This is a genomic window from Noviherbaspirillum phoenicis (assembly GCF_047237965.1).
Taxonomy (GTDB): Bacteria; Pseudomonadota; Gammaproteobacteria; order Burkholderiales; family Burkholderiaceae_D; genus Noviherbaspirillum_A.
Genome location: NZ_JBDFLX010000001.1, coordinates 4,355,681 through 4,379,381, shown reverse-complemented (window position 1 = coordinate 4,379,381; position 23,701 = coordinate 4,355,681). Strand labels below are relative to the sequence as shown.

Annotated in this window: 22 protein-coding genes and 1 tRNA gene; 14 read left to right on the top strand and 9 right to left on the bottom strand. The window is 64.0% G+C overall.

From position 1 onward, the window contains the following. The first annotated feature begins 21 nt into the window (after positions 1-21). On the top strand, positions 22-468 hold the full coding sequence (locus ABC383_RS19560) for a hypothetical protein (RefSeq protein ID WP_413016177.1): 447 nt from the start codon (positions 22-24) through the stop codon (positions 466-468). A gap of 21 nt (positions 469-489) precedes the next feature. Here ABC383_RS19560 and ABC383_RS19555 read toward each other — a convergent pair whose 3' ends face one another. Then, positions 490-1,821: a DUF3422 family protein gene (locus ABC383_RS19555; RefSeq protein ID WP_413016176.1), complete on the bottom strand. Its 1,332-nt coding sequence runs from the start codon at positions 1,819-1,821 to the stop codon at positions 490-492. Positions 1,822-1,958: 137 nt separating this feature from the next. Between ABC383_RS19555 and ABC383_RS19550 the strand changes: the two genes are divergently transcribed. After that, positions 1,959-2,930, top strand: coding sequence for a thymidylate synthase (locus ABC383_RS19550; RefSeq protein WP_413016175.1), 972 nt, complete (start codon positions 1,959-1,961; stop codon positions 2,928-2,930). 349 nt (positions 2,931-3,279) lie between these two features. Then, positions 3,280-3,741: a type III secretion system chaperone gene (locus tag ABC383_RS19545; protein ID WP_413016173.1), complete on the top strand. Its 462-nt coding sequence runs from the start codon at positions 3,280-3,282 to the stop codon at positions 3,739-3,741. Positions 3,742-3,765: 24 nt separating this feature from the next. Here ABC383_RS19545 and ABC383_RS19540 read toward each other — a convergent pair whose 3' ends face one another. Beyond that, positions 3,766-5,127: a heavy metal sensor histidine kinase gene (locus tag ABC383_RS19540; RefSeq protein WP_413016172.1), complete on the bottom strand. Its 1,362-nt coding sequence runs from the start codon at positions 5,125-5,127 to the stop codon at positions 3,766-3,768. Next, positions 5,124-5,810 carry a heavy metal response regulator transcription factor gene (locus ABC383_RS19535; protein ID WP_413016170.1) on the bottom strand — a complete coding sequence of 229 codons (687 nt, stop codon included), beginning with the start codon at positions 5,808-5,810 and terminating at the stop codon, positions 5,124-5,126. The genes ABC383_RS19540 and ABC383_RS19535 overlap by 4 nt, the downstream gene beginning before the upstream one ends. 197 nt (positions 5,811-6,007) lie before the next feature. On the opposite strand from ABC383_RS19535, the gene ABC383_RS19530 reads away from it, so the two are divergent. The 5 genes from ABC383_RS19530 (at position 6,008) to ABC383_RS19510 (ending at position 14,591) form a co-directional block, all read left to right on the top strand. Further along, positions 6,008-6,598 (top strand): YceI family protein, encoded by a 591-nt coding sequence (locus ABC383_RS19530; protein ID WP_413016168.1) that lies wholly within the window; start codon positions 6,008-6,010, stop codon positions 6,596-6,598. Between the two features lie 90 nt (positions 6,599-6,688). After that, positions 6,689-7,504 carry a hypothetical protein gene (locus ABC383_RS19525; protein WP_413016167.1) on the top strand — a complete coding sequence of 272 codons (816 nt, stop codon included), beginning with the start codon at positions 6,689-6,691 and terminating at the stop codon, positions 7,502-7,504. 167 nt (positions 7,505-7,671) lie between these two features. After that, positions 7,672-9,369: a hypothetical protein gene (locus tag ABC383_RS19520; protein ID WP_413016165.1), complete on the top strand. Its 1,698-nt coding sequence runs from the start codon at positions 7,672-7,674 to the stop codon at positions 9,367-9,369. Further along, the gene (locus ABC383_RS19515; protein ID WP_413016163.1) at positions 9,369-11,186 is read left to right on the top strand and encodes a pentapeptide repeat-containing protein; all 1,818 of its coding nucleotides are present in this window, start codon (positions 9,369-9,371) and stop codon (positions 11,184-11,186) included. Before ABC383_RS19520 ends, ABC383_RS19515 begins: the two co-directional genes overlap by 1 nt. 30 nt (positions 11,187-11,216) lie before the next feature. Next, positions 11,217-14,591, top strand: a complete 3,375-nt coding sequence (locus ABC383_RS19510; RefSeq protein WP_413016161.1) for a twin-arginine translocation signal domain-containing protein — start codon at positions 11,217-11,219, stop codon at positions 14,589-14,591. 22 nt (positions 14,592-14,613) lie between these two features. On the opposite strand, the gene ABC383_RS19505 is transcribed toward ABC383_RS19510, so the two are convergent. After that, on the bottom strand, positions 14,614-15,864 hold the full coding sequence (locus ABC383_RS19505; RefSeq protein WP_413016160.1) for an Hsp70 family protein: 1,251 nt from the start codon (positions 15,862-15,864) through the stop codon (positions 14,614-14,616). Positions 15,865-16,150: 286 nt separating this feature from the next. Here ABC383_RS19505 and ABC383_RS19500 point away from each other — a divergent pair, with 286 nt between their 5' ends. Further along, complete coding sequence (locus tag ABC383_RS19500) at positions 16,151-16,519, top strand: hypothetical protein (RefSeq protein ID WP_413016158.1); 369 nt, start codon at positions 16,151-16,153, stop codon at positions 16,517-16,519. Positions 16,520-16,529: 10 nt separating this feature from the next. Then, entirely contained in the window at positions 16,530-17,090 is a 561-nt protein-coding gene (locus tag ABC383_RS19495) for a glycine zipper family protein (protein WP_413016156.1), read from the top strand. Here the strand turns inward: ABC383_RS19495 and ABC383_RS19490 are convergent. Further along, positions 17,036-17,905 carry a DUF72 domain-containing protein gene (locus tag ABC383_RS19490; RefSeq protein WP_413016154.1) on the bottom strand — a complete coding sequence of 290 codons (870 nt, stop codon included), beginning with the start codon at positions 17,903-17,905 and terminating at the stop codon, positions 17,036-17,038. The two genes, ABC383_RS19495 and ABC383_RS19490, sit on opposite strands and share 55 nt — an antisense overlap. A 401-nt stretch (positions 17,906-18,306) precedes the next feature. On the opposite strand from ABC383_RS19490, the gene ABC383_RS19485 reads away from it, so the two are divergent. Next, the gene (locus ABC383_RS19485) at positions 18,307-18,726 is read left to right on the top strand and encodes a response regulator (protein ID WP_413016152.1); all 420 of its coding nucleotides are present in this window, start codon (positions 18,307-18,309) and stop codon (positions 18,724-18,726) included. 43 nt (positions 18,727-18,769) lie between these two features. Continuing rightward, positions 18,770-19,042, top strand: a complete 273-nt coding sequence (locus ABC383_RS19480) for a hypothetical protein (protein WP_413016151.1) — start codon at positions 18,770-18,772, stop codon at positions 19,040-19,042. Between the two features lie 37 nt (positions 19,043-19,079). On the opposite strand, the gene ABC383_RS19475 is transcribed toward ABC383_RS19480, so the two are convergent. From ABC383_RS19475 to ABC383_RS19460, 4 genes are all read right to left on the bottom strand, one after another. Then, positions 19,080-19,154: transfer RNA gene (locus ABC383_RS19475), tRNA-Val, on the bottom strand. A gap of 38 nt (positions 19,155-19,192) precedes the next feature. Further along, on the bottom strand, positions 19,193-19,903 hold the full coding sequence (gene dnaQ, locus ABC383_RS19470; protein ID WP_413016149.1) for a DNA polymerase III subunit epsilon: 711 nt from the start codon (positions 19,901-19,903) through the stop codon (positions 19,193-19,195). A gap of 60 nt (positions 19,904-19,963) precedes the next feature. After that, entirely contained in the window at positions 19,964-20,398 is a 435-nt protein-coding gene (gene rnhA / locus ABC383_RS19465) for a ribonuclease HI (protein ID WP_413016147.1), read from the bottom strand. Further along, positions 20,385-21,167 (bottom strand): class I SAM-dependent methyltransferase, encoded by a 783-nt coding sequence (locus ABC383_RS19460; RefSeq protein ID WP_413016146.1) that lies wholly within the window; start codon positions 21,165-21,167, stop codon positions 20,385-20,387. Before ABC383_RS19460 ends, rnhA begins: the two co-directional genes overlap by 14 nt. On the opposite strand from ABC383_RS19460, the gene gloB reads away from it, so the two are divergent. Together gloB and ABC383_RS19450 are read left to right on the top strand one after the other, a co-directional pair. Further along, the gene (gene gloB / locus ABC383_RS19455) at positions 21,166-21,960 is read left to right on the top strand and encodes a hydroxyacylglutathione hydrolase (RefSeq protein ID WP_413016144.1); all 795 of its coding nucleotides are present in this window, start codon (positions 21,166-21,168) and stop codon (positions 21,958-21,960) included. The genes ABC383_RS19460 and gloB overlap by 2 nt on opposite strands. 148 nt (positions 21,961-22,108) lie before the next feature. Next, positions 22,109-23,602: a transglycosylase SLT domain-containing protein gene (locus ABC383_RS19450; protein WP_413016142.1), complete on the top strand. Its 1,494-nt coding sequence runs from the start codon at positions 22,109-22,111 to the stop codon at positions 23,600-23,602. Positions 23,603-23,701 lie beyond the last annotated feature (99 nt).

The window sequence follows — 23,701 nt, the reverse complement described above, 5'->3', positions numbered from 1 at the left end:
CGACTTCACCGGGAGAACAGCATGGAAACAGACAAGTCCCTTCAGGCATCGCTGTTCTCGCCGTTCAAGCGGTGGCTTGGCGCAGGCTGGCTGGCCAGCCGGCTGATCGAAAAAATCCACCTCCTTTTTCTCGACGCCGCCATGGTCCATGCCGGACTGGCGATGCTGCGCCTGGCCGGCAGCGCCAGCCAGGCGGCTGACGAGCGCTTCGCCGATCAATTGATCATGCTGGATGAGGATGCGGCCGGCCTGCTGCAGCGTTATGCCGACAACCATGCGCTGCGCCACAAGGTGCGGCGCATGCTGGCCGTGCGCGCCGCCTGGTTCGCCTCCAGGGCGATCCTGCAGCCGCAGGCACTGGTACGCATCGATGACGACCTGGCCGACTTTCTTGCACAGCACAGCAACGCGACGCATGCCTGCTTTTTCGCGAAAACAGCCAGGGATATCTTGCGCAGGTGGCTGTAGCAACAGACCGGACGCCTGCCGTCAGCCGCCATGCATGCGCCGGTGCATGCGGCGCAGCCCGAGCCAGACGCCGGCCGCCACCACCGGCACCAGCAGCCCGGTCAGCAGGTCTGGGTTGACCGGCCAGCCGGCCGCCTTGGCCGCCTTGCCGGCATAGCCCAGCAGGCCGATCACATAGTAGGATATCGCCGCCACCGACAGGCCTTCCACCGCCTGCTGCAGCTTCAGCTGCTGGGCCGCGCGCCGGTTCATCGATTGCAGGATCTGCCGGTTCTGGCGCTCCTGCACGATGCCGACCCGGGTGCGCAGCAGGTCGTTGGTCTGGGCGATCCGGCGCGCCAGCGCTTCCTGCCGGCTGGCGATGGCGGCGCAGGTGCTGACCGCCGGCGTCAACCGCCGGTCCATGAATTCCTCCACCGTGGGAAAGCCCTCCATCCGCTCTTCCCGCAACTCCTCGATGCGTGACTGCACCAGCCGGAAATAGGCCTGCGACGCGGAAAACCGGTAGCTGTCGTCCACCGCCAGCTTTTCCAGCCGCGCCGCCAGCCGGGTGATCCTGCCCAGCAGTTCCTGCTCGTCGTCATGGCTGTCGCCGTCCCGGCGGTCGTCGGTTGCCACCATGGCCGCGGTCAGCTCGGCCAGTTCGCCCTCGATCGCATTGAGCGCCGGCGTGGCCGCATGCGCATGCGGCAGGCCCAGGAGGCACATCATCCGGTAGGTTTCGATTTCCAGCACCCGCTGCACCAGGCGCCCGGCCTGCTGCTCCATCAGCCCGACGTCGCGCACCACCATGCGCGAGAAGCCGTCGGCCTGGATCAGGAAATCGGTCCACAGCTCGGCGTCATGCAGTACCCGGCTGCCCACCAGCAGATTGCCTTCGAACACCCGGCGCAGGCGCCGCGCATATTCCTGCGGCGGCGTCTCTGAGCCGTCCAGCGCCACATGGGTCGCCACCATGATCTTGCCCTGCAGGCTGGCCAGCCACTGCTGCGGCGCATGCTGCAGCGGCATGCGGTCGAACGCTTCCTCGATGGCCGGCGCGGCGTCATGGCGCTGGGCGAAGGTATAGGTGGCGAATTCGGTGTGGCATTCCCACTTCAGGCGGAAGCGGCCGAAGTCGTGGAAGAAGAACTTGGCCTCGGCCGCCGGCGCGGCCACGCCGAAATGAGCGCACAGGCTGGACAGGAAGGCATGCTGGATCGCGCTGTTGGCGGCGCCGGCCGGCTTGCCGTTGCCGGCATAGACCGCCAGGTGGGTAATCGCCTCGGCGCCATGCAGGTGCAGGAAGGGACGGGAATGGACTTCAGCGGCCAGCGGCACGCGCAGGTCATGATTGAGGCTGGAAAAAATCATGGGCGGTGATAGCAATGCATGATGACGGGATGACGGGCATTCTAGCCGTGAACACCGATCCGGCCCTTAAAAACCTCGCCGGCGCATGGCAACGGCAATCGAACCACACGGCTGCGTTACGGTAAAATACGGCCGCCATGAAACCCTACCTCGACCTCGTACGCACCATCCTCGACACCGGCAGCTGGTCTGACAACCGCACCGGCATTCGCACCATCAGCATCCCGGGCGCCATGATGCGCTACGACCTGGCCGAGGGTTTCCCGGCGGTGACCACCAAGAAGCTGGCCTTCAAGTCCGTGGTGGGAGAACTGGTCGGGTTCCTGCGCGCCTCGCGCAGCGCGGCCGACTTCCGCGCGCTGGGCTGCAAGGTCTGGGACCAGAACGCCAATGAAAACGCCGACTGGCTGGCCAACCCCTACCGCGAGGGCCCGGACGACCTCGGCCCGGTGTACGGCGTGCAATGGCGCCAGTGGCCCGCCTACAAGCTGCTCGACGCCGACGCCGCCACCCAGATCGAGGATGCCCAGAAGCGCGGCTTTCGCATCGTCTCCGGCGTGCAGGACGAGGGCCGCGACAAGATCCTGCTGTACAAGGCGGTGGACCAGATCCGCGACTGCCTCGACACCATCATCAGGAATCCCGGCAGCCGCCGCATCCTGTTCCACGGCTGGAACCCGGCCGAACTCGACGCCATCGCCCTGCCCGCCTGCCACCTGCTTTACCAGCTGATACCGAACGCCGCCACCCGCGAGATTTCGCTGTGCCTGTACATCCGCAGCAACGACATCGGCCTGGGCGCGCCCTTCAACCTGGCCGAAGGCGCGGCGCTGCTGCACCTGATCGGCCGCCTGACAGGCTACAAGCCGCGCTGGTTCAGCTACTTCATCGGCGACGCCCACATCTATGAAAACCATGTGGACATGCTAAAGGAACAGTTGCAGCGCGAGCCTTACCCGCTGCCGCGCCTGGTCATTTCGGACCGCATCCCCGACTTCGCCCAAACCGGCCGCTACGAGCCGCAATGGCTGGAACAGGTCGAGCCGTCCGACTTCTCGCTCGAAGGCTATGTCCACCATGCGCCGCTGACGGCGCCGATGGCGGTATAGGCGCTTGTTGGCCGGGGATTCTCCGTCGCCGGCTTCGACCTCGCCTCCCGCCGTCTCAGACCCGGTGCCGGCCGCATGCCATATGCCGATCTCGGCTCGTGTCCTATGGCATGAGCCATAAGCCCGGTTATATCGATACAGTTGCCATTATTGTTTTCGAAAAATCGCTCTGAACTCGGCAATGTCAGCCGACAAGGTGCTCCAGATGGACATACCACCGCCCCAAGCATGGGCGTGGAACCTCGGGACGGTTACCCCTTACTAACTTCCAGATATTGTCGGGCTGCGCCCGACACGTCCCACGGCCGAAGTCAAAAGCCATCTCGATGTTCAATCAAGGAGAAACCGCATGCATGCCCATGATATCGTCCGCGAATTCGGCGCCCTCGCGAAACTCCCTGAATTCTCCCTGGACGACCGCGGCATGGCCCGCATGCAGCTCGACAGCACCATCATCATCGACTTCGAGTACGACGCCACCAATGACGTGCTGCACCTGTACTCCAGCATTGCGCCTGCGCCGGACGACTGTGCGGCGCAGCTCAGGCTGCTGATGGAAGCCAACCTGTTTCTCGACCGCAGCGTGGGAACCACCTTCGCGCTCGACAGCATCACTGGCGAATTCATGTGCTGCCTGCGCCTCGAACCGGAAAAAATGGACGCGGCGGATCTGGTCAAACAAGTGGAAAGAATGGCCGACGCGGTAGAACGCCTGCGCGCCGACCTCGGCGGGCTGGAGGCGCCAGCCGAGCCGGCGCCGCTGTCGGCCATGGACCTGAGCGAACTGCGCATGGGACCGCTGCGCGGCTGATGCGGCAAGGCGCAGGCAGCGGCCTCACCCCGCGCCGTGCAGCGTCAGCCCTATCGTATTGACGCCGCCCGTGCTGCGCGCAAACACCGTGCCGCCATGCATCTTGGCAATGGCTTTCACGATCGCCAGCCCTAGTCCGTGATTGTCCTGGCTGTAGGCGCGTGACGGGTCGGCCCGGTAGAAACGGTCGAACAGCCGGCTCAGGTGCTCGCCCGGAATTTCAACGCCGGGGTTGGACACCGCTACCTCGATGCCGCGCGCCTCTTCCCGCATTTCCACCCGCAGCCGGCTGCCCGGCGGGCTGTACTGGATCGCGTTGTGCAGCAAATTGCTCATCGCACGCCGGAACAGCGCGCGGTCGACCGACGCCACCGCGTCGCCCAGCGTATCCACCGCCAGCGACTTCTCTTCCATCAGCGGCTCCAGGAATTCAATGGTCTTGTGGACCTCAGCCGCCAGCGACGCCTGGGCCAGGCCGTTGGCGGTTTCGCCGCGGTCGGCGCGCGCCAGGAACAGCATGTCGTTGACGATGGCGCGCAGCCGCTCCAGCTCTTCCAGGTTGGACTGCAGGGTTTCCTCCAGCTCGGCCTTGCTGCGCTCGCGCGTCAGCGCCACCTGGGTGGCGCCGATGATGTTGCCGATCGGCGTGCGCAGTTCATGCGCCACGTCGGCATTGAATCCTTCCAGCTGGGCATAGGCAGCTTCCAGCCGGTCCAGCGCGCCGTTGAAGGAAGCGGTCAGCGGCGCCAGCTCGCTGACCGCCGGCGCGTCCAGCCGCTGCGACAGGTTGCGCGCGTTCAACGCCCCCGCGCCGGCGCACAGGCGCGCCAGCGGACGCAGTCCGAAGCCGGATACCCAGTAGCCCAGCATCGCCACGCAGGCAATGCCGCACAGGGAAATCACCGTCAGCGCAATGGCGAAGTCATGCAGCGTCCTGGCCTGCGACTCGGTGCTGATGCCCACCGCCAGATAGATTTCCGGGTAGTCGGGAAAGGGCTTCAGGGTGTCGCCCAGCGTCTTGAGCGGATAGGGACTGTCCTTCACCGTCACCAGCTTGACCGAGGTGCCGAATTCCGGATGGCCGCCTTCGGGCGTGGAAAAGCCATAGTTCAGCGCGGTGTTCTCGCAGGCGATCCAGAACCGGGTGTTGCCGTCGGTGGTGGTGATGGTGGTCAGCGTATTGCGCAGCTGGTCCCAGCGTTCGACGCTGCGCACCTGGCTGATCAGCCGCGTCGCCACTTCCAGCTTGCTGCGCAGGTCGGTTTCCTGCTGGCGTTCCAGCGTGGTGGCCAGCGCCCGGTACAGCGCAAAGCCGGACAGCGCGAACACCACCGCCGCCACCAGAGCGAAGGTCACCGCCAGGCGCACCGCGATCGAGCGCATCATGCCGCCTCCCCGTCGCGCCGCGCTTCCAGCACATAGCCCATGCCGCGTATCGTGTGCAGCAGCTTGCGCTCGAACGGCCCGTCGATCTTGGTGCGCAGCCGCTTGATGGCCACTTCCACCACATTGGTGTTGCTGTCGAAATTCATGTCCCACACCAGTTCCGCGATCTCCGTCTTCGACAGGATCTGCCCCTGGCGCCGGCCCAGGGTGGTCAGCAGCAGGAACTCCTTTGACGTCAGGTCCAGCCGCGTGCCGGCGCGCGACGCCTTGCGGGCGATCAGGTCCACATGCAGGTCGGCGATCTGCAATTGCGCCGCGTCCTGCGGCTTGCCACGCCTTACCAGCGCCTGCAGCCGCGCCAGCAGTTCCAGGAAGGAGAACGGCTTGACCAGGTAATCGTCGGCGCCGGCCTGCAGGCCGCGCACCCGGTCTTCCACCCGGTCGCGCGCTGTCAGCATGATGACCGGCGTCTGGCGACGCTGGCGCAGCGCTTCGAGCACGCCGAAGCCGTCCACGCCCGGCAGCATCACGTCCAGCACGATGGCGTCATAGTCGTTTTCCAGCGCCAGGTGGCGGCCGTCCAGCCCGTTGCGCGCCACGTCGACCACGCAGCTGTGCTCGGTCAGGCCCTTGTGGAGGTAGTCGGCGGTCTTGGTTTCGTCCTCGACGATCAGGATCTTCATCTGGCGGATTATCCCGCGAATGCAGGTATTGCTGGATTACAAAATTGTCAGATTCGTGACAGGATGGCGTCGGCATTGCTTCCCTACACTCTGCCCTCATCCGTGCGCAGTAAAACGGATGCGCATTGTAAGCCGGATGGCAGCGCGCCGCCGATCCGGTTTCCGCCAACTGGCCCACACTCAAGAGAGCACGATCCATGAAATTTGCACCCAGCCTGTCCCTGTCCGCCATCGCCCTGGCTTCCCTGCTGTCCGCCGGCGCAGCCGGCGCCGCCGCTCCGGCCGGCAACTACAAGATCGACCCGGTCCATTCGGTCGCCTACTTTGAAGTTGGCCATGCCGGCGGCATCAGCCGCTTCATGGGCCGCTTCAACGACATGTCCGGCGACCTGGTCGTGGACACCCCGGAAAAGAGCAAGATCCGTGTCGACGTCAAGGTCGACAGCGTCGACACCCGAAGCGAAGGACTGGACAAGCACCTGAAGAGCCCGGACTTCTTCAATGCGGTGCAATTCCCCACGCTGAGCTTCGTGTCCTCGGCAGTCACCCTGAACAGTAGCGGCGAAGGCACGGTCGCCGGCAACCTGACCCTGCATGGCGTCACCAAGCCGGTCACCTTCAATCTCAAGGAAATCGGCGCCGGCCCCGGCCCGCGTGGCGACAGCCGCGTCGGCTACACCGCCAGCACGACCATCAAGCGCAGCGACTTCGGCATCGCCTACGGCATCCCGAAGGCAGCCACCGACGAAGTGGACCTGCGCATCAATATCGAAGCCATCAAGCAGTAATGCATCCAGCCCGCTGCGCCGTTTCCCCGGGAGGCAGCGGGCTGCATTTCTTGCCCGTCCATTCCGTTTCATTCCCATTGCGCCGTCGCCATGCCCGATCCCTCTTTCCTGCTTCCCCTGCTTCTGCAAAGCCTGCTGATTCCCGCCGCCGTCAGCGGCGCGATCCTGCTGCTGTTTTCCGCCAGTCATCGGGTCTGGCCGGCGCCGCTCGCCGTTGCGGCCGGCCTGCTGGCGTCCTACATTGCGACCTTCCATGCGCAATGGTCCTTTCCGCCGCATCAGGCCCTGGACTGGCTGCCGCTGGTACTGGCCCTGGCGCTGGGCGCGATCGCCGCAACCCGCAGCGAGGCGCTGGGTCCGCGCGTGCTGCTTGCGCTGCTGGTGGCGGCCGTCGCCGCCATGCCGGCGCTGGGCAGCAACGGCATGGGCAAGACCGTTCTTGTCATTGTCGCCGTCGCCGTCCTGATCACGGCCGCATGGACCAGCCTGAGCGCCGCCAGGGCGCATGGACAGGCCGCCGCGCTGATCCTGGCCATCGTTGCCGGCGGCGCCGGCCTGGCGCTGATGATCGATGCCAGCCAGCTTCTGGGGCAGCTTTGCGGCGCGCTCGGCGTGGCGCTCTTCGTATGCGCGCTGCTAGGGCGTGGCCGCATGCACTTTGGCCCCGCGGGCATTGGCCTGGCAACCCTCGTACTGGGCGCCCTGCTGGCCTACGCGCACATCTATGCCGGCTTCAGCCTGCTGATGGTGCTGCTGCTGGCCGGCGCGCTGCTGGCTGCCTCCCTGGCAATGCAGCGGGTGTCCGGGCCGCGCGCTCCGGTCGCCGGGGTCGTCATCGCCGCATTGCCGGTAATTGCCGTCATCGGACTGGCCATCAAGGCCATGCAGGACTCCGGCGGCTATTGATCGGGCCGCGCGCTTTCCGGCGCGCGACGCATCCTTCCTTCATCCCCTTAAAGGACAGGCGGTCGATTTCCCCCTAGCCTCCAGTTGCCCCGCGCAGCGCAAGTTTCTTGCATGGTCCATGCATCAACTGGCGCTTTCGGGTTACGGAGATGGGAAAGGATTCGACCATGCCTATTTCCAACCCCGCCGTGCGGCGGCTTTCCTGCCTTGCGCTTCTCGCGCTTCTCGTGCTTGCCGGCTGCGGCAGCGGCACTGATTCCCCGGGCACAGTCCGGCAAGCCGACGCGCCGGCGGCGCTTTGCCCTTATGGCGACGCAGGCACCGCCAGTGCAGTCATCCTGGTTTCTCCGGACGGCAGCGACAGCGACAGTTGCGGCGGCAGCGCCGAAAAGGCCTGCGCCACCATCGCCGCCGCCATTGGACGCTGCAACGTCGCAGGCTGCGCCGTCGCGGTCCGGCATGGCCTGTACCCGACCACGCAAACCATCCTCCTGCGCGACGCCGTGAGCGTGCATGGCAGCTGCCGGTTTGGCGATGAACCCGACTATCACTACCGGACCGTCATCGAAGCGGCGCCACCGGCGGGCATGCCGGCGATCGACGCTAACGGCATCAATTCCCGCACCATCGTCAGCGGATTGCTGGTGCTGGGCAAGGATGAAACAGCGCCCGGGGAAGCCAGCGTGGCAATGCGCGCGCGCGCGAGCAACGGGCTGATCCTGCAGTCGGTAACGCTGTTTGCTGGACGCGGTGGCGACGGCGCACAGGGAAGCACGCTCGCTGGCGGCCCGGGCGGCGACGGCGGCACGCCCGCTGGCTGGTCGCCTTCCGATTACGGCGCCGCAGGCCAGGCATGCCCTTCCCGACCCGATGCAACCCGGGGCAACGGCGGCGCAGGTCGGGAGACAGTGAGATTTACGGCGTCCAATTGCGGCACGGACTGTATTTGCCAGGCAATCCCATCGACACAGCCCGCAGGCAGCCTGCCCGGCCAGAACAGTGGCGCCGCAACAGGCGGCGTCAACGGCCGGGATGGGAACTTTGGCGGAAACTGCGCCGGCCGTGTTCAACCTAACCCGACGCCTGGCAACGGCGAAAGTGGCGCCAACGGTCGAATCGGCGATTGCAGCCAAGATGGTGGCGCAACAGGCCCGGACCTGGCCGATCTGGGCAACATCACCGCCGGCCGATGGGCAGGCACGATCGCTGGAAAAGGCGGCGATGGCGGCAGCGGCAGCGGCGGCGGCGGCGGCGGTGGCGGCGGTTATGGCGTTTTCCTTCCATTCGGGGACACAGGCAAAATGTATTACGGCTTCCCTGCCGGCGGCGGCGGGGGAGGCGGATGCGGCGGCCCCGGCGGCGGCGGCGGCCAGCAGGGAGGCGCATCCATCGCGCTGATCCTTGTTGATTCCACCATCAGTAATCTTTTCAACGGCGCAAATATCATCCCCGGCCCCGGAGGCAACGGCGGCGCGGGCGGTTCCGGAGGCCATGGCGGCCTTGGCGGCATGGGTGGCTTGCGATATGAGGGGCGCCAAGTTTCCACACCATTCGTTTTCTACGACGGCGTCGTGATGCCGGGCTTTGGCAGCATGGGCGGCAAAGGTGGCGCCGGCGGAGCAGGCGCAGGTGGGGCGGGAGGAAGCGCCGGGCCGTCCATCGGGATAGCGCTGGTTGGGAATTCGACCGATCCCGGACAAGGCACAATCCAGGCCGACCAGGCCGGCATGCCTGGAAAAGGCGGCGCCGGCATCAGCAACCCCAGGGAAGATGGGAGTGCGAACAGCCAGTGCCGCAGTGCAGATGGCATGGGTGGCCTATCCAGCGGAGCCTACGCGACAGCCCGTTTCAAGGAGGGAACCTGATGCAATGTAACGCTTTCTGCCATCGCGCAATGGGCTTGACGCGCCGCTTTCTCAAACCCTGCCTTATCGCGCTTCTGGCAGCTTGTTACCTGCTGTTAGACGCGGCAGCAGGAACACGCCTGCTCGCTGCGGCGCCCCAGGCACAGCAACAGTCGCAGCCATCCTGCCCCAACCTTCCTTCCGGCCTTTCCGGCCCTGACTTCAGCAACCAGGACCTTTCCAACCGAAACTTCAGCCGCCGCGACCTGCGTGGCGCCAACTTCAGCGGCGCCACATTGAAGGGCACCGTATTCATCGGCGCCAATCTGGAAGGCGCGAACTTCAGCAATGCCAGGGTGCAGGCAAGCGACCGGGAAGACCTGCGGCCTACCGATTTCACCAAGGCCAATCTCAGCCGCGCCTGCTTCAGCAATATGACATTCAGCGGCCGTACCTATTTCACTTACGCCGACATCAGTTGCGCGGATTTTTCCCGCACCAATCTTGCCGGGGGATTGGCGATCTTCGGGCCAAGCCCGCTCAGAATCGACGACAGCAGCTGCAAGCCCGCCTTCCGCGGCACGGTGATGCACTGCGAGTTCGTGGCCGACTGGCCGCGGCTCGACCTGGGCTCCATCAGCGAGACCATGCGCACCGACCTGAGCGCATGCGCCAGCCAGCTCGGCAAGCTGAGCCTGGACAAGGCAGACCTGAACCGGGCCGTGTTTGGCAACGCTGTGCTGGACGGTGTCAGCATGGCCGGCGCCAATCTTGCCGGTGCCGACCTGCGTGGCGCCAGCCTGGGATGCAGCAACGGCCGATGCGCCAATCTTGCAGGTGCGGTTCTTGACAACGCCAGGCTCAGCAACGCAACGCTGGACGGCATCAATCTGGCTGGCGCCAGCATGGTCGGCACGCAGCTTGACCGGGCCAGCCTGCAATGCGTCGGCAAGCAGTGCGCCAACCTGCAGCAGGCAGTCCTGCATGGCGCCAATCTGGCCAGAGCAAATCTTTCCGGCGCCAACCTGTACGGAGCAGCGCTGAGCAAGGGCAGCGTCGGGGTCGCCGCCAACCTTGCAGGCGCCCATCTGAAAAACGCGAACCTGTCCTTTTCCCTGCTGACTGGCGTCGATTTCAGCGGCGCGAACTTCTATAGCGATTATCCCGGCCTGTGCGCCACAACCGGACCCAACCATGGCGGAACAACCATGCAATGCGCCAGCGCCTACAAGGCGCAAATGACCGACACGAATTTTTCCAATGCCTATCTGTACGGCGCGGACTTCAGCGGCGCACAGATTCGCGGCGCCCTGTTTGACAGTGCGGTCCTGACCGCAGCCACCTTCGCCGGCGCATCGATCGACGCCAACAGCGACGGCGTCCGGACCCGCTTTGCCAATGCCCGCCTCGAAGGCACCGACCTGGCTGGCGCCGCCTTGCTGGAGTATGCGGACCTGAGCAATGCCTATCTGGACTTCAACGCCCAGGGCAATCTGCTCTATCTGAACCTTGCCGCCGCCCTGCACAACAGTTTCACCTGCCCGCCACAGGGCTGCGCGCCGCCCACCGCAAGCGATGTCTGCGTCGTGCTGGCTTATCTTCCGGCGCCGGCGCCTTTATCCCGAACGATCATCTGTCCCGACGGCGCCGCCGCGGGTGCGAACGGCGAGCCGGGTTGCGGCCCGGCGCAGGCCGATGGCAGCAACCCGCGCTGGAAGTCACGCGCCGCACAGAGCGATCCCGCTGCCTGGTATGCCGGAGCAGCCACTTACGCGCTCGCCGCCGCGCCCGCCAACTTTTGCAATGGGCATCCGGACCGCGCCCGCGCGAGCTGGTAATCCGCCCTTTTCCGGCAAAGAGGACATCCGATGACTACAGAAAAATACGCATTCCTTTCCCGGCTCCTCAACAACAGCCGCCTCACCCGCCGCCAGTTCCTGACACGCGCAGGCGTCGCAGGCATGGCGCTCGGCTTGCCGCCTGCCCTGACCGGCTGCGGCGGATCGTCCGACAGCGCCAGGACCATGGAAGAGCGCACCCTCTTCTTCAACCTGTCGCATCTGGGCTCCGCGCCCGACACCCACGTGCTGCATATCGCAGGCAAGCGTTTTCCGCTAACGCCGGTTGCCGATGCGCCGCATGTGCTGGCGCGCGCCAGCCAGACCAATGCCTTCCTGAATGACGCCAATGTGGCCAGGCAGATCACCCACCATGTCGAGTCCATGTCCCTGCCGGCCGACGCGGTGATGCTGGCCTATCTCACCTCGATGGAAGACCCGGATAAAGGTACCTGGCAGATGAACATGATCCATCTCGTGCTGCCGACCCAGGCGCACCAGCGCGCCTATGCGACGATATCGGCTGGCGCTACCGGCGCCTTCCCCCACTCGGCCAAGCGGATGCGTTATGGCTTGCCTGCAGCCAGCAGCGCGCGCGAGCTGATGGAAGAAAGCATGCTGGTCGATGTAAGCGATCACGCCCAGACCCTGATCGGCATGCATGCCGAACTGGCCAGCCTCGATCCGGATACCGCGGCGCATGTACATGGCAGTTATATCGCGCCCAGCCCGGATGCGGTCAGGCTGGCTTACCGGCTAGCCGACCTGGGCCCGGCAACGGTGCAGCAGGCGGCGGGCCAGGCCAACCAGAACGGTTGGGCCACCCTGGTGCCCATGATGAACAACCGCGTGCAGCCGCCAGCGCCTTTCAAGAAAGGCGACGGCAGGCTCAATCTGTATCGCCCCGATTGGAACAGCCAGGTGGATATGGACGTGGCCTATGCGCTGCGCGCCATCAAGCCGCTGGTGGCCAATGATGCGGCGCTGGGCATGGATGTGACTTCCGTGACGAAGGGCCAGCCCTTGCAGCCGGAAAAAATCAAGGGAAAGCTATGGAGCTGGCATGAGGGCGAGGCTTATCGCGAACGTCGTCCGGTCACCGCAAGTGAAGCGGCGCCAGCGCTGACGATCAACAGCATCGCCACAGAAACAGGGCTGGCCGTGGGTCAGCCTACGGTCACCAATGAAGGCGGCACGGTGAAGGTCACGCTGGACAACGTCAACAACTGGTACCTTCGCTGGCTGGGCGTATGGCTCCAGTTCCGGAGCGGAGACGGCAACAAGCTGATCCCGATCGCCGACTTGCCGCCCGACACCCTGCAGGGAAGAACCGGGCCGTCTCCCATGGACAGGCCATATGCCATGTTTGCCGGCATGATGCCTCCGGTGAGTGTGCTGGCGGGCATTCCCATCGACCCGGGAAGTTTCGCGCCCACCATCCGGATTCCCTCCAGCGCGGCCTCCACAGAAGTCCTTTATGGTGGACTTGGCCTGTCCGGCTTGAAGGCTGGCATCGTCAGCGACGCCGACCTTGCGGAGCTGGTCAGGCCCGGGGTGGTGATGACGGTACTGGTCAATTACGTGCTGGTCACACTGTTCATGGGACTCGGCGCCACGCCGACAGGGGCTCTCATTTCGGAGATCGCGGAGCTGGTGGCGGAAGGGCTGGTCATCGTCCTCATCGACCTGATCACAGGCGTGGACCTCAACAACGCCAGCCCCGGCGAGATCATCCAGGCAATCGTGACAGAGCTCGCACTGATGATTTGTACCAAAGGAGTGAACGAGCTCATTGATAAATTGATTGAAAAAGTGGCGCCTGCCGCATCGGCACAGGAAGTTGCTGACTCCATACCCGTTGTCGGCATGATTGCGCGCGCCGTTGCGGATGCGCTGGATTTTCTGGAAATTGTGGAAACCACGGCTGAAATTGCGGTTTCCCCGCCTGTTTATAGCTTCAGCATGGTGCTGACCCGTAATGTCACGGTGACGCTCTTGCCAGATGCAACATCGAAAGCGTTTCCGACGAAGGAAGACAACCAGACCTTCTATTACAAGCTCAGCTATCAATTCGACAGCGGCCCATCGCATGTGCTCACTGCGGTGGACCTGCCGTCCATCGGAAAGGGCGCTACATCGCTGGCCATTCCCCTGGATGGCATCCCGCTCGGCGGCAAGGTGAATGTGGCGATCGCGATCTACGTACGCAATGCGTCAACGCCCGTTGGCCAGAGCGACTGGTGCGCCGCGCAGGCCAGCAGCGGGCTGCAGCCAAACGATGCCAGCCTTGCGCCGGTTCTGACCCTGACCAACAACAAGATTCCGATCAATGCCGGCACAACCTATCTCCATCGAAGGCGCACCGTGCTGGCCGCCGACGGCACGCATCGCTGGCAGAACGACGGCAATGCCCCGCCCTACCTGCCTCCGCCCGGCGACCAGCAGCCTGGCCTGGGCGCCCTGCGCAATATCACGGTGCGGGAAATGACGGTCCGCAACGAAGGCTATGTCGGTTACGCCTGGCAGGCATTCAGCAGCGGCGTGCCGGGCTGCGGCACCGACCAGGGGCAATACGACTACCTTGCCAATCTCAACACGGATAGCGCCAGTGCGCAGCAGGGTTATGCCAGCAGCCCGTGCGGCCTCCAGAGCGGCGCCCAACTGAGCTACAGCCTGCTGTCTGACGACAACCTCAATCTCTACCTGGACCCTGGCCAGCTCTACCTGCGACCGGTCCAACTGGGCTCGTCTCCCTCCTTCGCCGGTACCAGGCTTGCCTTCGGCCAGCTCAATGCGGCGCCGGCGGCGCTGCTGCTGCACCCGGCAGGACACGTCGTCAGCATCAACCAGGAACACCATATTCTGGAAACGCTGCGCCTGCCTTCCGCAGCGGTGGACGAAGCCACGGCAGCCGTCCATCACCGGGCGCGCGTGCATTCCGGGTTGGGATCGCGGCCCGGCCTGATGAACAAGCCCGTGGCGGCCGTGGTCTCCGGCGACGGCATCATCCTGGTGCTGGAAGCCAGCGATACCAACAACCGCATCCAGGCTTTCGATCTTGGCGGCAATCCGGTGCCTTACTTCAAGGGCCAGGCCGAGCCCTGGTTCCTGCGCCTGAAAGCCACCGCGGGTGCAATCTACCTAGATATCGCCGTCGAATTCGGCGGCTACATCTACGTGCTCTCCCGCGACGACGGCGGCCTGCACAGGCTGGACATCTATGCATCACAGCAGCAGGGCACGGACCCGGTCTGCACGACCTTTAATTTCAATGCGGCGGCGATTGCCGTCGACTATGCGCGTACCCTGTATGCGCTCAACTACCAGCCGCTGACCCTGCTGGGCGGCAGCCTGCCGGCACTTACCGAACCCTCCATCAGCCAGTGGAGCCCGCCCCTGCCGTGAAGTGCATTGCCCGGCGCACTGCTTATGCGAAGCGCCGTGCCGCGTCCAGCGCCAGCCCGGTGCCGATACTGCCGAACAGGTCGCCTTCCACCCGCTGCGCCTGCGGCACCTGCGCGGCAATGCGCTCGCGCAGCAATTGCACGCCGCTGGCCCCGCCGGTGAAGAACACCGTGTCCACCGCATCGGGCGCCACGCCGGCGTCACGCAGCAATGCCTGGACGGTGCGCTCCACGGTATCGACCAGATGCAGCACGGCCCGCTCGAAACCCGCGCGGTTCAACGCCAGATCGACCGGCGGCGCCAGGCGGTCCAGCGCCAGTGTGGTTTCCGGCCGGGCCGAGAGCGCGATCTTGCCTTCCTCGACTTTCAATGCCAGCCAGTGGCCGGCGCGCTCCTCGATCAGGTTGCGCAGGCGATCCAGGGCCACGGTATCGCAGGCATCCCGGTACAGGTCCTTCAACTGCAGCACCGCTTTCTGCGTATAGGCGAAATTGATGGTGTGCCAGGTGGCCAGGTTGAAGTAGTAACTGGATGGCACCTCGCTGCCGCCCTTCAGACGGCTGCCCAGGCCGAGCAGCGGCATCACGGCCGCCAGGCTCAGGTATTTGTCGAAGTCGGTGCCGCCGATATGCACGCCGCCGTTGGCCAGGATGTCCGCACGGCGATCCGTCATCTGCGCGCGTTGCGGCGATAGCCGTACCAGCGAAAAATCCGAGGTGCCGCCGCCGATGTCGGCGACCAGGACCAGTTCTTCCCGGGCAATGCGCGCCTCGTAATCGAAAGCGGCGGCAATCGGCTCGTACTGGAACGCCACGTCGCGGAAGCCCACCGCCAGCGCGATCTCGCGCAGAGTATCTTCGGCCAGGCGATCCGCCTGGGGATCGTCATCGATGAAATGCACCGGGCGGCCGAATACCGCGTGCTCGAACTGGCAGCCAGCCGCTGCCTCGCCGCGGCGCCGCAACTCGCCGATGAACTGGGTCAGCAGGCTGCGAAATGGCAGCGCCCGCCCCAGCACCTCGGTCTGGCCATCGATCAGCGGCGTGCCGAGCAGGCTTTTCAGCGAGCGCATCAGGCGCCCCTCGTAACCGGCAAGGTATTCGGCCAGGCCGGCGCGGCCAAAGCTGGCGCGCTCTTCCTCGGCATTGAAAAACACAACGGACGGCAGGGTCGGCTTGCCATCCTCCAGCGCCAGCAGCGCCGGCGCACCCGGCCGCTGCCAGCCCAGCGTGGAATTGGAAGTGCCGAAATCGACGCCGCAAGCAGATGCCATGACCATGTCCGGGAGAATGAGGAAGGCGGGGATTTTAAAGCAGATTCGTCTTCACTGGCTCGCACCGGTCCGGGGCGAACCGTCACTCAAACAAGGTTTGCCAGCATGCGCCAACGGTGCCGCAATAGTGGCGGTCTTGCCTTGCTGGCGCTGCCGCGAGCCTGCCGGTCCGGGCATGCCTTGATGCATACTTGTCGCCGCCGTCCGGTTTGTATCCGGACGTAACAAACAGGCAGCAAGGTTCAAACAGATTTACACTTTTACTATTGCATTTCTGGAGATCGTCGTGAAACCCGCAAGATTCATTCTGACCGCGACGCTGCTGCTTGCCGGGCTGGGCGCTGCCGGCACGACACTGGCGCACGGTGGACATGGGCATCGTGGTGGCCATGCCAGCCTCGGACTGTACTTCGGGGCGCCGCTGGCAGCCCCTTACTACTACCCGCCCGCCTATTATTACCCGCCCCGTTATTATTACCCGGCACCTGTCGTGGTCACGCCCGCAGCGCCAACCTATTACCTGCAGCAGGATACGCCGCCCCCGCCACCCGCCGGCTACTGGTATTACTGCCGCGATCCCCAAGGCTATTATCCGCAGGTGCCGCAATGTCCCACGCCCTGGCAGCAAGTGCCCGCACAACCTTCAACCCGATGAGCGCATGTCCATGTCACTCCTGAAAAGAACCCTTCCCTTCCTCGGCATCGCAACGCTTGCCGCCTGCACCACCATGCCCAGCGGACCAAACGTGATGGTGCTGCCGGGCAGCGGCAAGAACTTCGACCAGTTCCGCGCCGACGACTTCCAGTGCCGTCAATATGCCCAGTCGCAACTGGGCGGCGCCACGCCGGAAACGGCGATGGGCGATAGCGGCGTGCGCAGCGCCGCCCTGGGCACCGTGCTCGGCGCGGCGGCCGGCGCGGCGCTCAACGGCGGCCGCGGCGCGGCGGTAGGCGCAGGCACCGGCCTGGCCTTCGGCGGACTGGCCGGCACCGGCACCGCCCAGGCTTCCGGCTACGGCCAGCAGCGTCGCTACGACTATGCCTATATGCAGTGCATGTATGCCCAGGGACACCGGGTGCCGTCAGCCGGGGGTTATGCCAGCGAGCAGCGCATGACGCCATCGTATGCGCCGCCAAGCAGCTACGCCGCGCCCTCCAGCGCTGGTTCCGCCTACCCGAGCCCGCCTCCGCCGCCTCCCGGCCCCGCGCCGGCGCCGCCGCGCTGATCAGCGCGATAGGCATCTGTCAGCGCCAGCGTCGTCAACGCATTCGGCACGGCGGCGCCGCTGGCGGTGTTATCGAAAATGCACCACACTTCCCGCCCCTGCCGCTGCTGACGCGCCAGCCAAGCCGCGTTGCGGCGCAGGCAGTCTTCGGGGTAATCCGAGTGGTAGATGACCGGGGAGCCGTGCAGCCTCACATAGACCAGCTCCTGGTATAACGCCGGCTTGGGGTCCACCGCCACCTGCGGGTCCGCCAGCACCCTCCCCACCTGAAACCTTGCCAGCAATTCCGTGGCTTCGTCGCCAAACCAGCTTTGATGGCGGGGCTCGCAGGCAATGCCGGCCCCCAGGCGCTCACGCAGACGGCCAAACAGAGCGGTCGCGGTTTCCTGGTCGAAAGCCAGGCTGGGCGGCATCTGTACCAGCAGGCAACCGAACCGGTCGGCAAGCTGGCTGGCAGTATCCAGGAATACGGTCACCGGCTCGGCGATGTCGCGCAGCCGGCGTTCATGGGTAATTTCCCTGGGTAACTTCAGCGAGAACCTGAATCCGGGCGGAACGCTGTCGCGCCAGCGGGCATAAGTGGACGGCTTGTGCGGCCGGTAAAAGGAGGAATTGATTTCCACCGCGGGAAGCACCTGGGCATAGCGCTCAAGGTGACTGCCTGCCCCCGGAAAGCGCGGCTGCACCGCGGAGGAGAGACTCCAGCCGGCACAGCCCACCATGATTCCGGCAAACGGTGTCGGTTTCGCTTGTTCATCGAACAATGTGCCTTGCTGTGCCTGGTCTGCCATGTGCGCCTTCTTCTTGGAAAACATGACGACCATCTTGCCTGCGCCGCCCCTTCGCCTGCTTTGCGGACATGCAATGGTGGCACAGTTTTCCGCTATTCCTACATCGCTTTGGGTCGATGTCCGATTCATCGGCTAACTGTCGACTGATAGGCTGCGCTCAATGAATGCATGCAAACCGATCAATCGTTGATTTAGACATCGGAGGACGTGATGGGCAAATACTTTTTGGCATGGCTGCTTGGCGTACCGGCCATCGTGCTTGTGCTGGTTTATTTCTTCATGCATTAAATGACGGCGTAAGAGCAGCTTGCCAGTTTGGGAAGGGTTGCCCAGCGGCTGCAGCAAGCCAGAACAGGAATGCAATGATGGAGCAGCGCCAACTCGAAGCAGTTAATTATGTTCAAGCAACGTGGCAACAACAGGCAGTGCAGAACACACCGGCGCCGGGCCGGGCCATCGGCGTGGTGAATAACCATGCGTTCCGCATCCTGCTGATTGACGATAACCACGATGCGATTGATGCAATGGGTTCCCTGCTGAGCCTGCTCGATTACGACGTGCGCACCGCGGAAGATGCGGAGTCCGGCCTGGAAATTGCGCAGGATTTCGAGCCTCACCTGATCCTGTCCGACATCGGTCTGCCCGGCATGGACGGCTATGCGCTGGCGCCCGAACTGCGCAAGGCGGCTGGTTCGCGCAAGCTGATCCTGGCCGCCGCCACCAGCTACGGGCTGGCCAGCGACAAGCGCCGGGCACGCGAGGCTGGCTTCGACTATCATCTGGTCAAGCCGCTCGATGCCGATCTGCTGATCAGTTTCGTGGAAAGGCAACAGACGGAGTTTTGAGTATCAGGCCGTAACTGGCCGGCAAATGCACCGCCGGTTAGAAATGTCCTTCTTTACCAGCCTGACTGGTTCTTTTATCGGAGCATTCATGAACAGCACTCTTTTCACCGGCATCGCGATGATCTGCGCCGGCAAACTGCAGCAGGCAGCTGGCTGGCTCATCGGCAGCCGCAATCACCAGATTCTTGGTTTCGACCGGGAACTGCGCGGCAAGACGACCATCGCGCTGAGCCAGGCTGATCGCACGCTGCGGATGTCGCGGCAATTGATCCCTGTGCGGATACAGCAGCAGCGCCGGAACGGCGAACGTCGCTGAAATGCAAAAGCCGGCAGAAAGCCGGCTTTTTATATTCTGGTGGGAAGTGCTGGTTTCGAACCAGCGACCTATCGCGTGTGAGGCGATCGCTCTACCCCTGAGCTAACCTCCCGGGTCGGCGCGAATTATCGCACAGATACGCTGACGAAATCAATTCGCCGTCAAAGTCCGCCAGATACAGCTGCCGCGCACTTCCTTGTCCAGGCTGTTCATGACCAGTTCATGGGCCGCGACTTCCTCTTCCGAAGCGTGCATCACCAGCACTTCGGCCAATGCGCCGGCGATCGGTCCGGCATCGCCCTGCCCCGCGTTTTCCTCGACTTCCAGGTCGATGGTCAGGCTGTTCTGACCGCGCGTCATCGCCAGATACACTTCCGCCAGCAGTTCCGCATCGAGCAGCGCGCCGTGCAGTACCCGATGGGAATTGGAAATGCCATAACGGTCGCACAGCGCATCGAGTGAATTGCGCTTGCCCGGATACATGCTCTTGGCCTGTACCAGGGTGTCGATGACTTCCGCCACATGCTCATTGAAGGGCGCTACGCCGAGCCGAGCGAACTCCGCATCCAGAAAACCGATATCGAACGGCGCATTGTGGATGATGATTTCCGCGCCATTCAGGTAATCGAGCAGTTCTGCGGAGACTTCGACGAACTTCGGCTTGTCGCTCAGAAATTCGGTGGTCAGGCCATGGACGGCGAGCGCGCCTTCTTCCGAATCCCGCTCGGGATTGATATAGAAATGCAGGTTGTTGCCCGTGAGGCGCCGGTTGATCATCTCGACGCAGCCGATTTCGATGATGCGGTCGCCGGAACGCGGATTCAGGCCGGTGGTTTCAGTGTCAAGGACGATCTGGCGCATGGGTTGGTGAATTGATTGCTGGTTGAACGGGAAGCGATTTTACCGGCACGCGGCCGGGATTCACATGACAGAAGCGCAACCCCGGTTGGCCAGCTGGTCGGCGCGTTCATTGCCCACATGGCCCGAGTGGCCGCGGACCCAGCGCCATTCCACCTGGTGCCGCGCCTGCGCCGCATCCAGCGCCTGCCACAGGTCGGCATTCTTGACCGGCTCCTTCGATGCCGTCTTCCAGCCGCGTTTCTTCCAGCCGTGTATCCATTCGCTGATGCCCTTCTGCACATACTGGCTGTCGGTATGCAGCACGACATTGCAGGGACGGGTAAGCGTGCCGAGTGCCTCGATGACCGCCATCAGTTCCATGCGGTTATTCGTGGTGTTGCGCTCGCCGCCGCAGATTTCCTTCTCATGCTCGCCGGTTTTCAGCCAGGCGCCCCAGCCGCCGGGGCCGGGATTGCCCTTGCAGGCGCCGTCGGTAAAAATTTCAACCTTGTCCATACTCATTCTTGTGATTGATATGCTTGTTGGCCACCGGCACCCGCTGGCGGGAGCTGGCTTTCTTCTTGTTCCAGGCAGGGCCGATCAGCCGCATGCCCTTGACCCGCTTGATGGCCTGCACTATATAGACACCGCCCAGAAATGGCCACCAGCGCGCGCCGGCCCGCTCCATGAAATCGAAGCGCTGCAGCCAGCGTTCGGTATTGCAGGGCGGCGCGTAGCAGCCGAAGTGGCCCGGGTAGACTTCCATGTCGAGCAGCTTCAGCCAGTCCTTGATGCGCGGCACCCCGATCAGCTCCCCGCTCTGGGGCAGGAAGGGCCGTTTCGTCAGGCGGGTGGCGGCCTGGCGCGCACCCCACAGGCTGGCGGGATTGAAGCCGGTGACGATCACCTGTCCTTCCGGGATCAGCACACGGTCGACCTCGCGCAGGATCTGGTGCGGTTCGTGCGCAAATTCCAGGACATGCGGCAAAACCACCAGGTCCAGGCTCTGGGTGGCGAAGGGCAACTCGGCGAAATCATGCATCACGACCGCCTGCAGGCCGCAAGAGCGCGGTATGTCGGTGTCGGCAATCCAGCGGTGCGGCATGCGGCTTGCCGCCAGCCCGTCGATTTCGGGCACCCCGATCTGCACGGCATTGAATCCGAAGATATTGGTAGTCAGCGCCGCCAGTTGTGCCTCTTCCCATGTCCGCACATAGAGCCCCGCCGGGCTGGTGAGCCAGGATGCGAGCGCTATAATTGGTTTTTCGCTAACCGAACTGTTCATGCGTATGTCGCTCCCCAGACCTCTCAGTGTATTGGCCGTTCCTGCATTTTCCGACAACTATCTGTGGCTCATCCATGACGGCGTTCATGCCGCCGTGGTCGATCCCGGCGATGCCGCCCCGGTTTTGAAGACCTTGCAGGACCATAGTCTGGCGCTGACCGCCATTTTACTCACCCATCACCATGCCGACCATGTGGGCGGCGTGCCGGAACTGCTGGCGCATTATCCGGTGCCGGTATACGGGCCGCACAATCCGAACATTGCCGGCATCAGCCATCCGGTATCGGAGAACGACCAGGTAGTTCTGCCCGAACTCGGCCTGAAGCTGGATGTCCTGGCAGTGCCGGGGCATACGCTGGACCACATCGCCTATGTTGCGCCAGAGCGGGCATGGCTGTTTTGCGGTGACACCCTGTTTGCAGGCGGTTGTGGCCGGCTGTTTGAAGGAACGCCTGAACAGATGACCAAATCACTTGCCAAACTGACAGCATTGCCAAATGAAACAGCCGTGTATTGCGCCCACGAATACACACTTTCCAATTTGAAATTCGCACGGGAAGTCGACCCGGATAACGGTGACCTTTTGGCAAGAATTGGTGCCGAAGAGAAAAAACGTGAACAAAATCAGCCCACTGTGCCCACTTTCATTGGTCTTGAAAAATCCACCAACCCGTTTTTGCGTTACACTGAGCCCGCAATTCTGGACCGGCTGACAACCAGTGGCCGGCTCGCAGTACGGGAAGCGGTTCCGGCTTTCGCAGCCCTGCGGGAGTGGAAAAACTCCTATCGGTAATACTCTAAGGCGCCGAAACGGATTTGTCGGGAATTCCTCTGCCAGCATGGCGTAGAGGAATTCCCTGCAGTGCATCGCCGCTGCAGCTAGCTTCGGCATTCCCTGTGTGTCCGGCTGTCACAGCCGGTAAACAAGAAAAAGTGATTCCATGCATCGACAATCTATCAAGACTGCGGTCTGCGCCGCATTTCTATCGCTGAGCGCACCCTTTACCGCATACGCGAACGACATTTCCATTTTTTCCTACCTGGCCAGCCAGCCGCTCGATCCCAATGACCCACTGATGCAGGTCATGTCGATGGAAGAGGTCGATGTCTGGGCCCGCATCCGCAAGGGCTTTGCCATTCCGGATCTGGACAATCCGCTGGTCACCACCCAGACCACCTGGTACAGCTCCCGCCCCGACTACATCGACCGCACGACCACCCGCGCCTCGCGCTACCTGTTCCACGTGGTGCAGGAACTGGAAAAGCGCAACATGCCTACCGAACTGGCGCTGCTTCCCTTCATTGAATCGGCTTTCAACCCGCAGGCCCTGTCCACGGCCAAGGCTGCCGGCATGTGGCAATTCATGGCCGCCACCGGGCGCGATTTCAACCTGAAGCAGAACATGTTCCAGGATGAGCGGCGCGACGTGCTGGCCTCCACCGACGCGGCGCTGAACTACCTGGAAAAGCTGTATGGCATGTTCGGCGACTGGCAGCTTGCGCTGGCAGCCTATAACTGGGGCGAAGGCTCGGTGCAGCGTGCGATCGCCAAGGCCACCGCCGCCGGCCAGCCTACCGACTTCAACAGCCTGTCGGCCTACATGCCGGCCGAAACCCGCAATTACGTACCCAAGCTGCAGGCGGTGAAGAACATCATCGCCACGCCGGCCGAGTATGGCATCGTGCTGCCGCGCGTGGACAATCAGCCGTATTTCGTGACCGTGCGCAAGACGCGCGACATCGACGTGCAGGTCGCCGCCAAGCTGGCCGAACTGCCTCTTGAGGAGTTCAAGGCGCTCAATCCGCAGTTCAACCGTCCGGTGATCGTTGGCAGCCCGGATACCCAAATCCTGCTGCCCAAGAGCAACGCCGAAAAATTCAAGGCCAATCTCGGCAAATGGACGCAGGCGCTGTCCTCCTGGACCGCGCACAAGGTCACCAGCGCGCGCGAACGCATCGAGACTATCGCCGCGCGTTTCCGCACCACGCCGGAAGTGATTCGCGAAGTTAACAACATCCCGCCGCGCATGGTGCTCAAGGCCGGCTCCACCATCCTGGTGCCGCGTCCGGAGGAGCAGGACAAGGACATCGCCATGGAAGTGGCCGAGACCGCCACGCTGGCGATGGAGCCCGACCGTCCGGCCACCCGCCGCATCAATGTCAAGGTGGGCAGCAACGACACCCTCTCCTCCATCGCCGCCCGCAACGGCGTCTCCGTGGCCGACATCAAGGAATGGAACAAGCTCTCGCGCGACAGCGTGTCGCGCGGCCAGACCCTGGCGCTGCAGGTTCCCAACCAGGTTCGCGTGATCCGTGCCGCCACGCTGTCCAAGCAGCCGCTGCGGCGGCCAGCGACCCGCATCGCGACAGCCAAGGCGTCCCCCAGCCAGGCGCCGCGCACGGTGCTTGCCGGTGGTCCGCGCAATCTGCGCTAAGCCGCCCAGGCTCCCTCCCGAACGGCAGCGCTGACGCTGCCGTTTTTTTTCGGCCCGTCGCAGGCCGACCGAACCTTTCCCGGAAGTCGCGGTACCCAC

Bases quoted from the DNA above. Each gene is read 5' to 3' on its own strand.
- ABC383_RS19560 (WP_413016177.1), top strand. From the start codon at position 22: ATGGAAACAGACAAGTCCCTTCAGGCATCGCTGTTCTCGCCGTTCAAG.
- ABC383_RS19555 (WP_413016176.1), bottom strand. From the start codon at position 1,821: ATGATTTTTTCCAGCCTCAATCATGACCTGCGCGTGCCGCTGGCCGCT.
- ABC383_RS19550 (WP_413016175.1), top strand. From the start codon at position 1,959: ATGAAACCCTACCTCGACCTCGTACGCACCATCCTCGACACCGGCAGC.
- ABC383_RS19545 (WP_413016173.1), top strand. From the start codon at position 3,280: ATGCATGCCCATGATATCGTCCGCGAATTCGGCGCCCTCGCGAAACTC.
- ABC383_RS19540 (WP_413016172.1), bottom strand. From the start codon at position 5,127: ATGATGCGCTCGATCGCGGTGCGCCTGGCGGTGACCTTCGCTCTGGTG.
- ABC383_RS19535 (WP_413016170.1), bottom strand. From the start codon at position 5,810: ATGAAGATCCTGATCGTCGAGGACGAAACCAAGACCGCCGACTACCTC.
- ABC383_RS19530 (WP_413016168.1), top strand. From the start codon at position 6,008: ATGAAATTTGCACCCAGCCTGTCCCTGTCCGCCATCGCCCTGGCTTCC.
- ABC383_RS19525 (WP_413016167.1), top strand. From the start codon at position 6,689: ATGCCCGATCCCTCTTTCCTGCTTCCCCTGCTTCTGCAAAGCCTGCTG.
- ABC383_RS19520 (WP_413016165.1), top strand. From the start codon at position 7,672: ATGCCTATTTCCAACCCCGCCGTGCGGCGGCTTTCCTGCCTTGCGCTT.
- ABC383_RS19515 (WP_413016163.1), top strand. From the start codon at position 9,369: ATGCAATGTAACGCTTTCTGCCATCGCGCAATGGGCTTGACGCGCCGC.
- ABC383_RS19510 (WP_413016161.1), top strand. From the start codon at position 11,217: ATGACTACAGAAAAATACGCATTCCTTTCCCGGCTCCTCAACAACAGC.
- ABC383_RS19505 (WP_413016160.1), bottom strand. From the start codon at position 15,864: ATGGCATCTGCTTGCGGCGTCGATTTCGGCACTTCCAATTCCACGCTG.
- ABC383_RS19495 (WP_413016156.1), top strand. From the start codon at position 16,530: ATGTCACTCCTGAAAAGAACCCTTCCCTTCCTCGGCATCGCAACGCTT.
- ABC383_RS19490 (WP_413016154.1), bottom strand. From the start codon at position 17,905: ATGTTTTCCAAGAAGAAGGCGCACATGGCAGACCAGGCACAGCAAGGC.
- ABC383_RS19480 (WP_413016151.1), top strand. From the start codon at position 18,770: ATGTCCTTCTTTACCAGCCTGACTGGTTCTTTTATCGGAGCATTCATG.
- dnaQ (WP_413016149.1), bottom strand. From the start codon at position 19,903: ATGCGCCAGATCGTCCTTGACACTGAAACCACCGGCCTGAATCCGCGT.
- rnhA (WP_413016147.1), bottom strand. From the start codon at position 20,398: ATGGACAAGGTTGAAATTTTTACCGACGGCGCCTGCAAGGGCAATCCC.
- gloB (WP_413016144.1), top strand. From the start codon at position 21,166: ATGCGTATGTCGCTCCCCAGACCTCTCAGTGTATTGGCCGTTCCTGCA.
- ABC383_RS19460 (WP_413016146.1), bottom strand. From the start codon at position 21,167: ATGAACAGTTCGGTTAGCGAAAAACCAATTATAGCGCTCGCATCCTGG.
- ABC383_RS19450 (WP_413016142.1), top strand. From the start codon at position 22,109: ATGCATCGACAATCTATCAAGACTGCGGTCTGCGCCGCATTTCTATCG.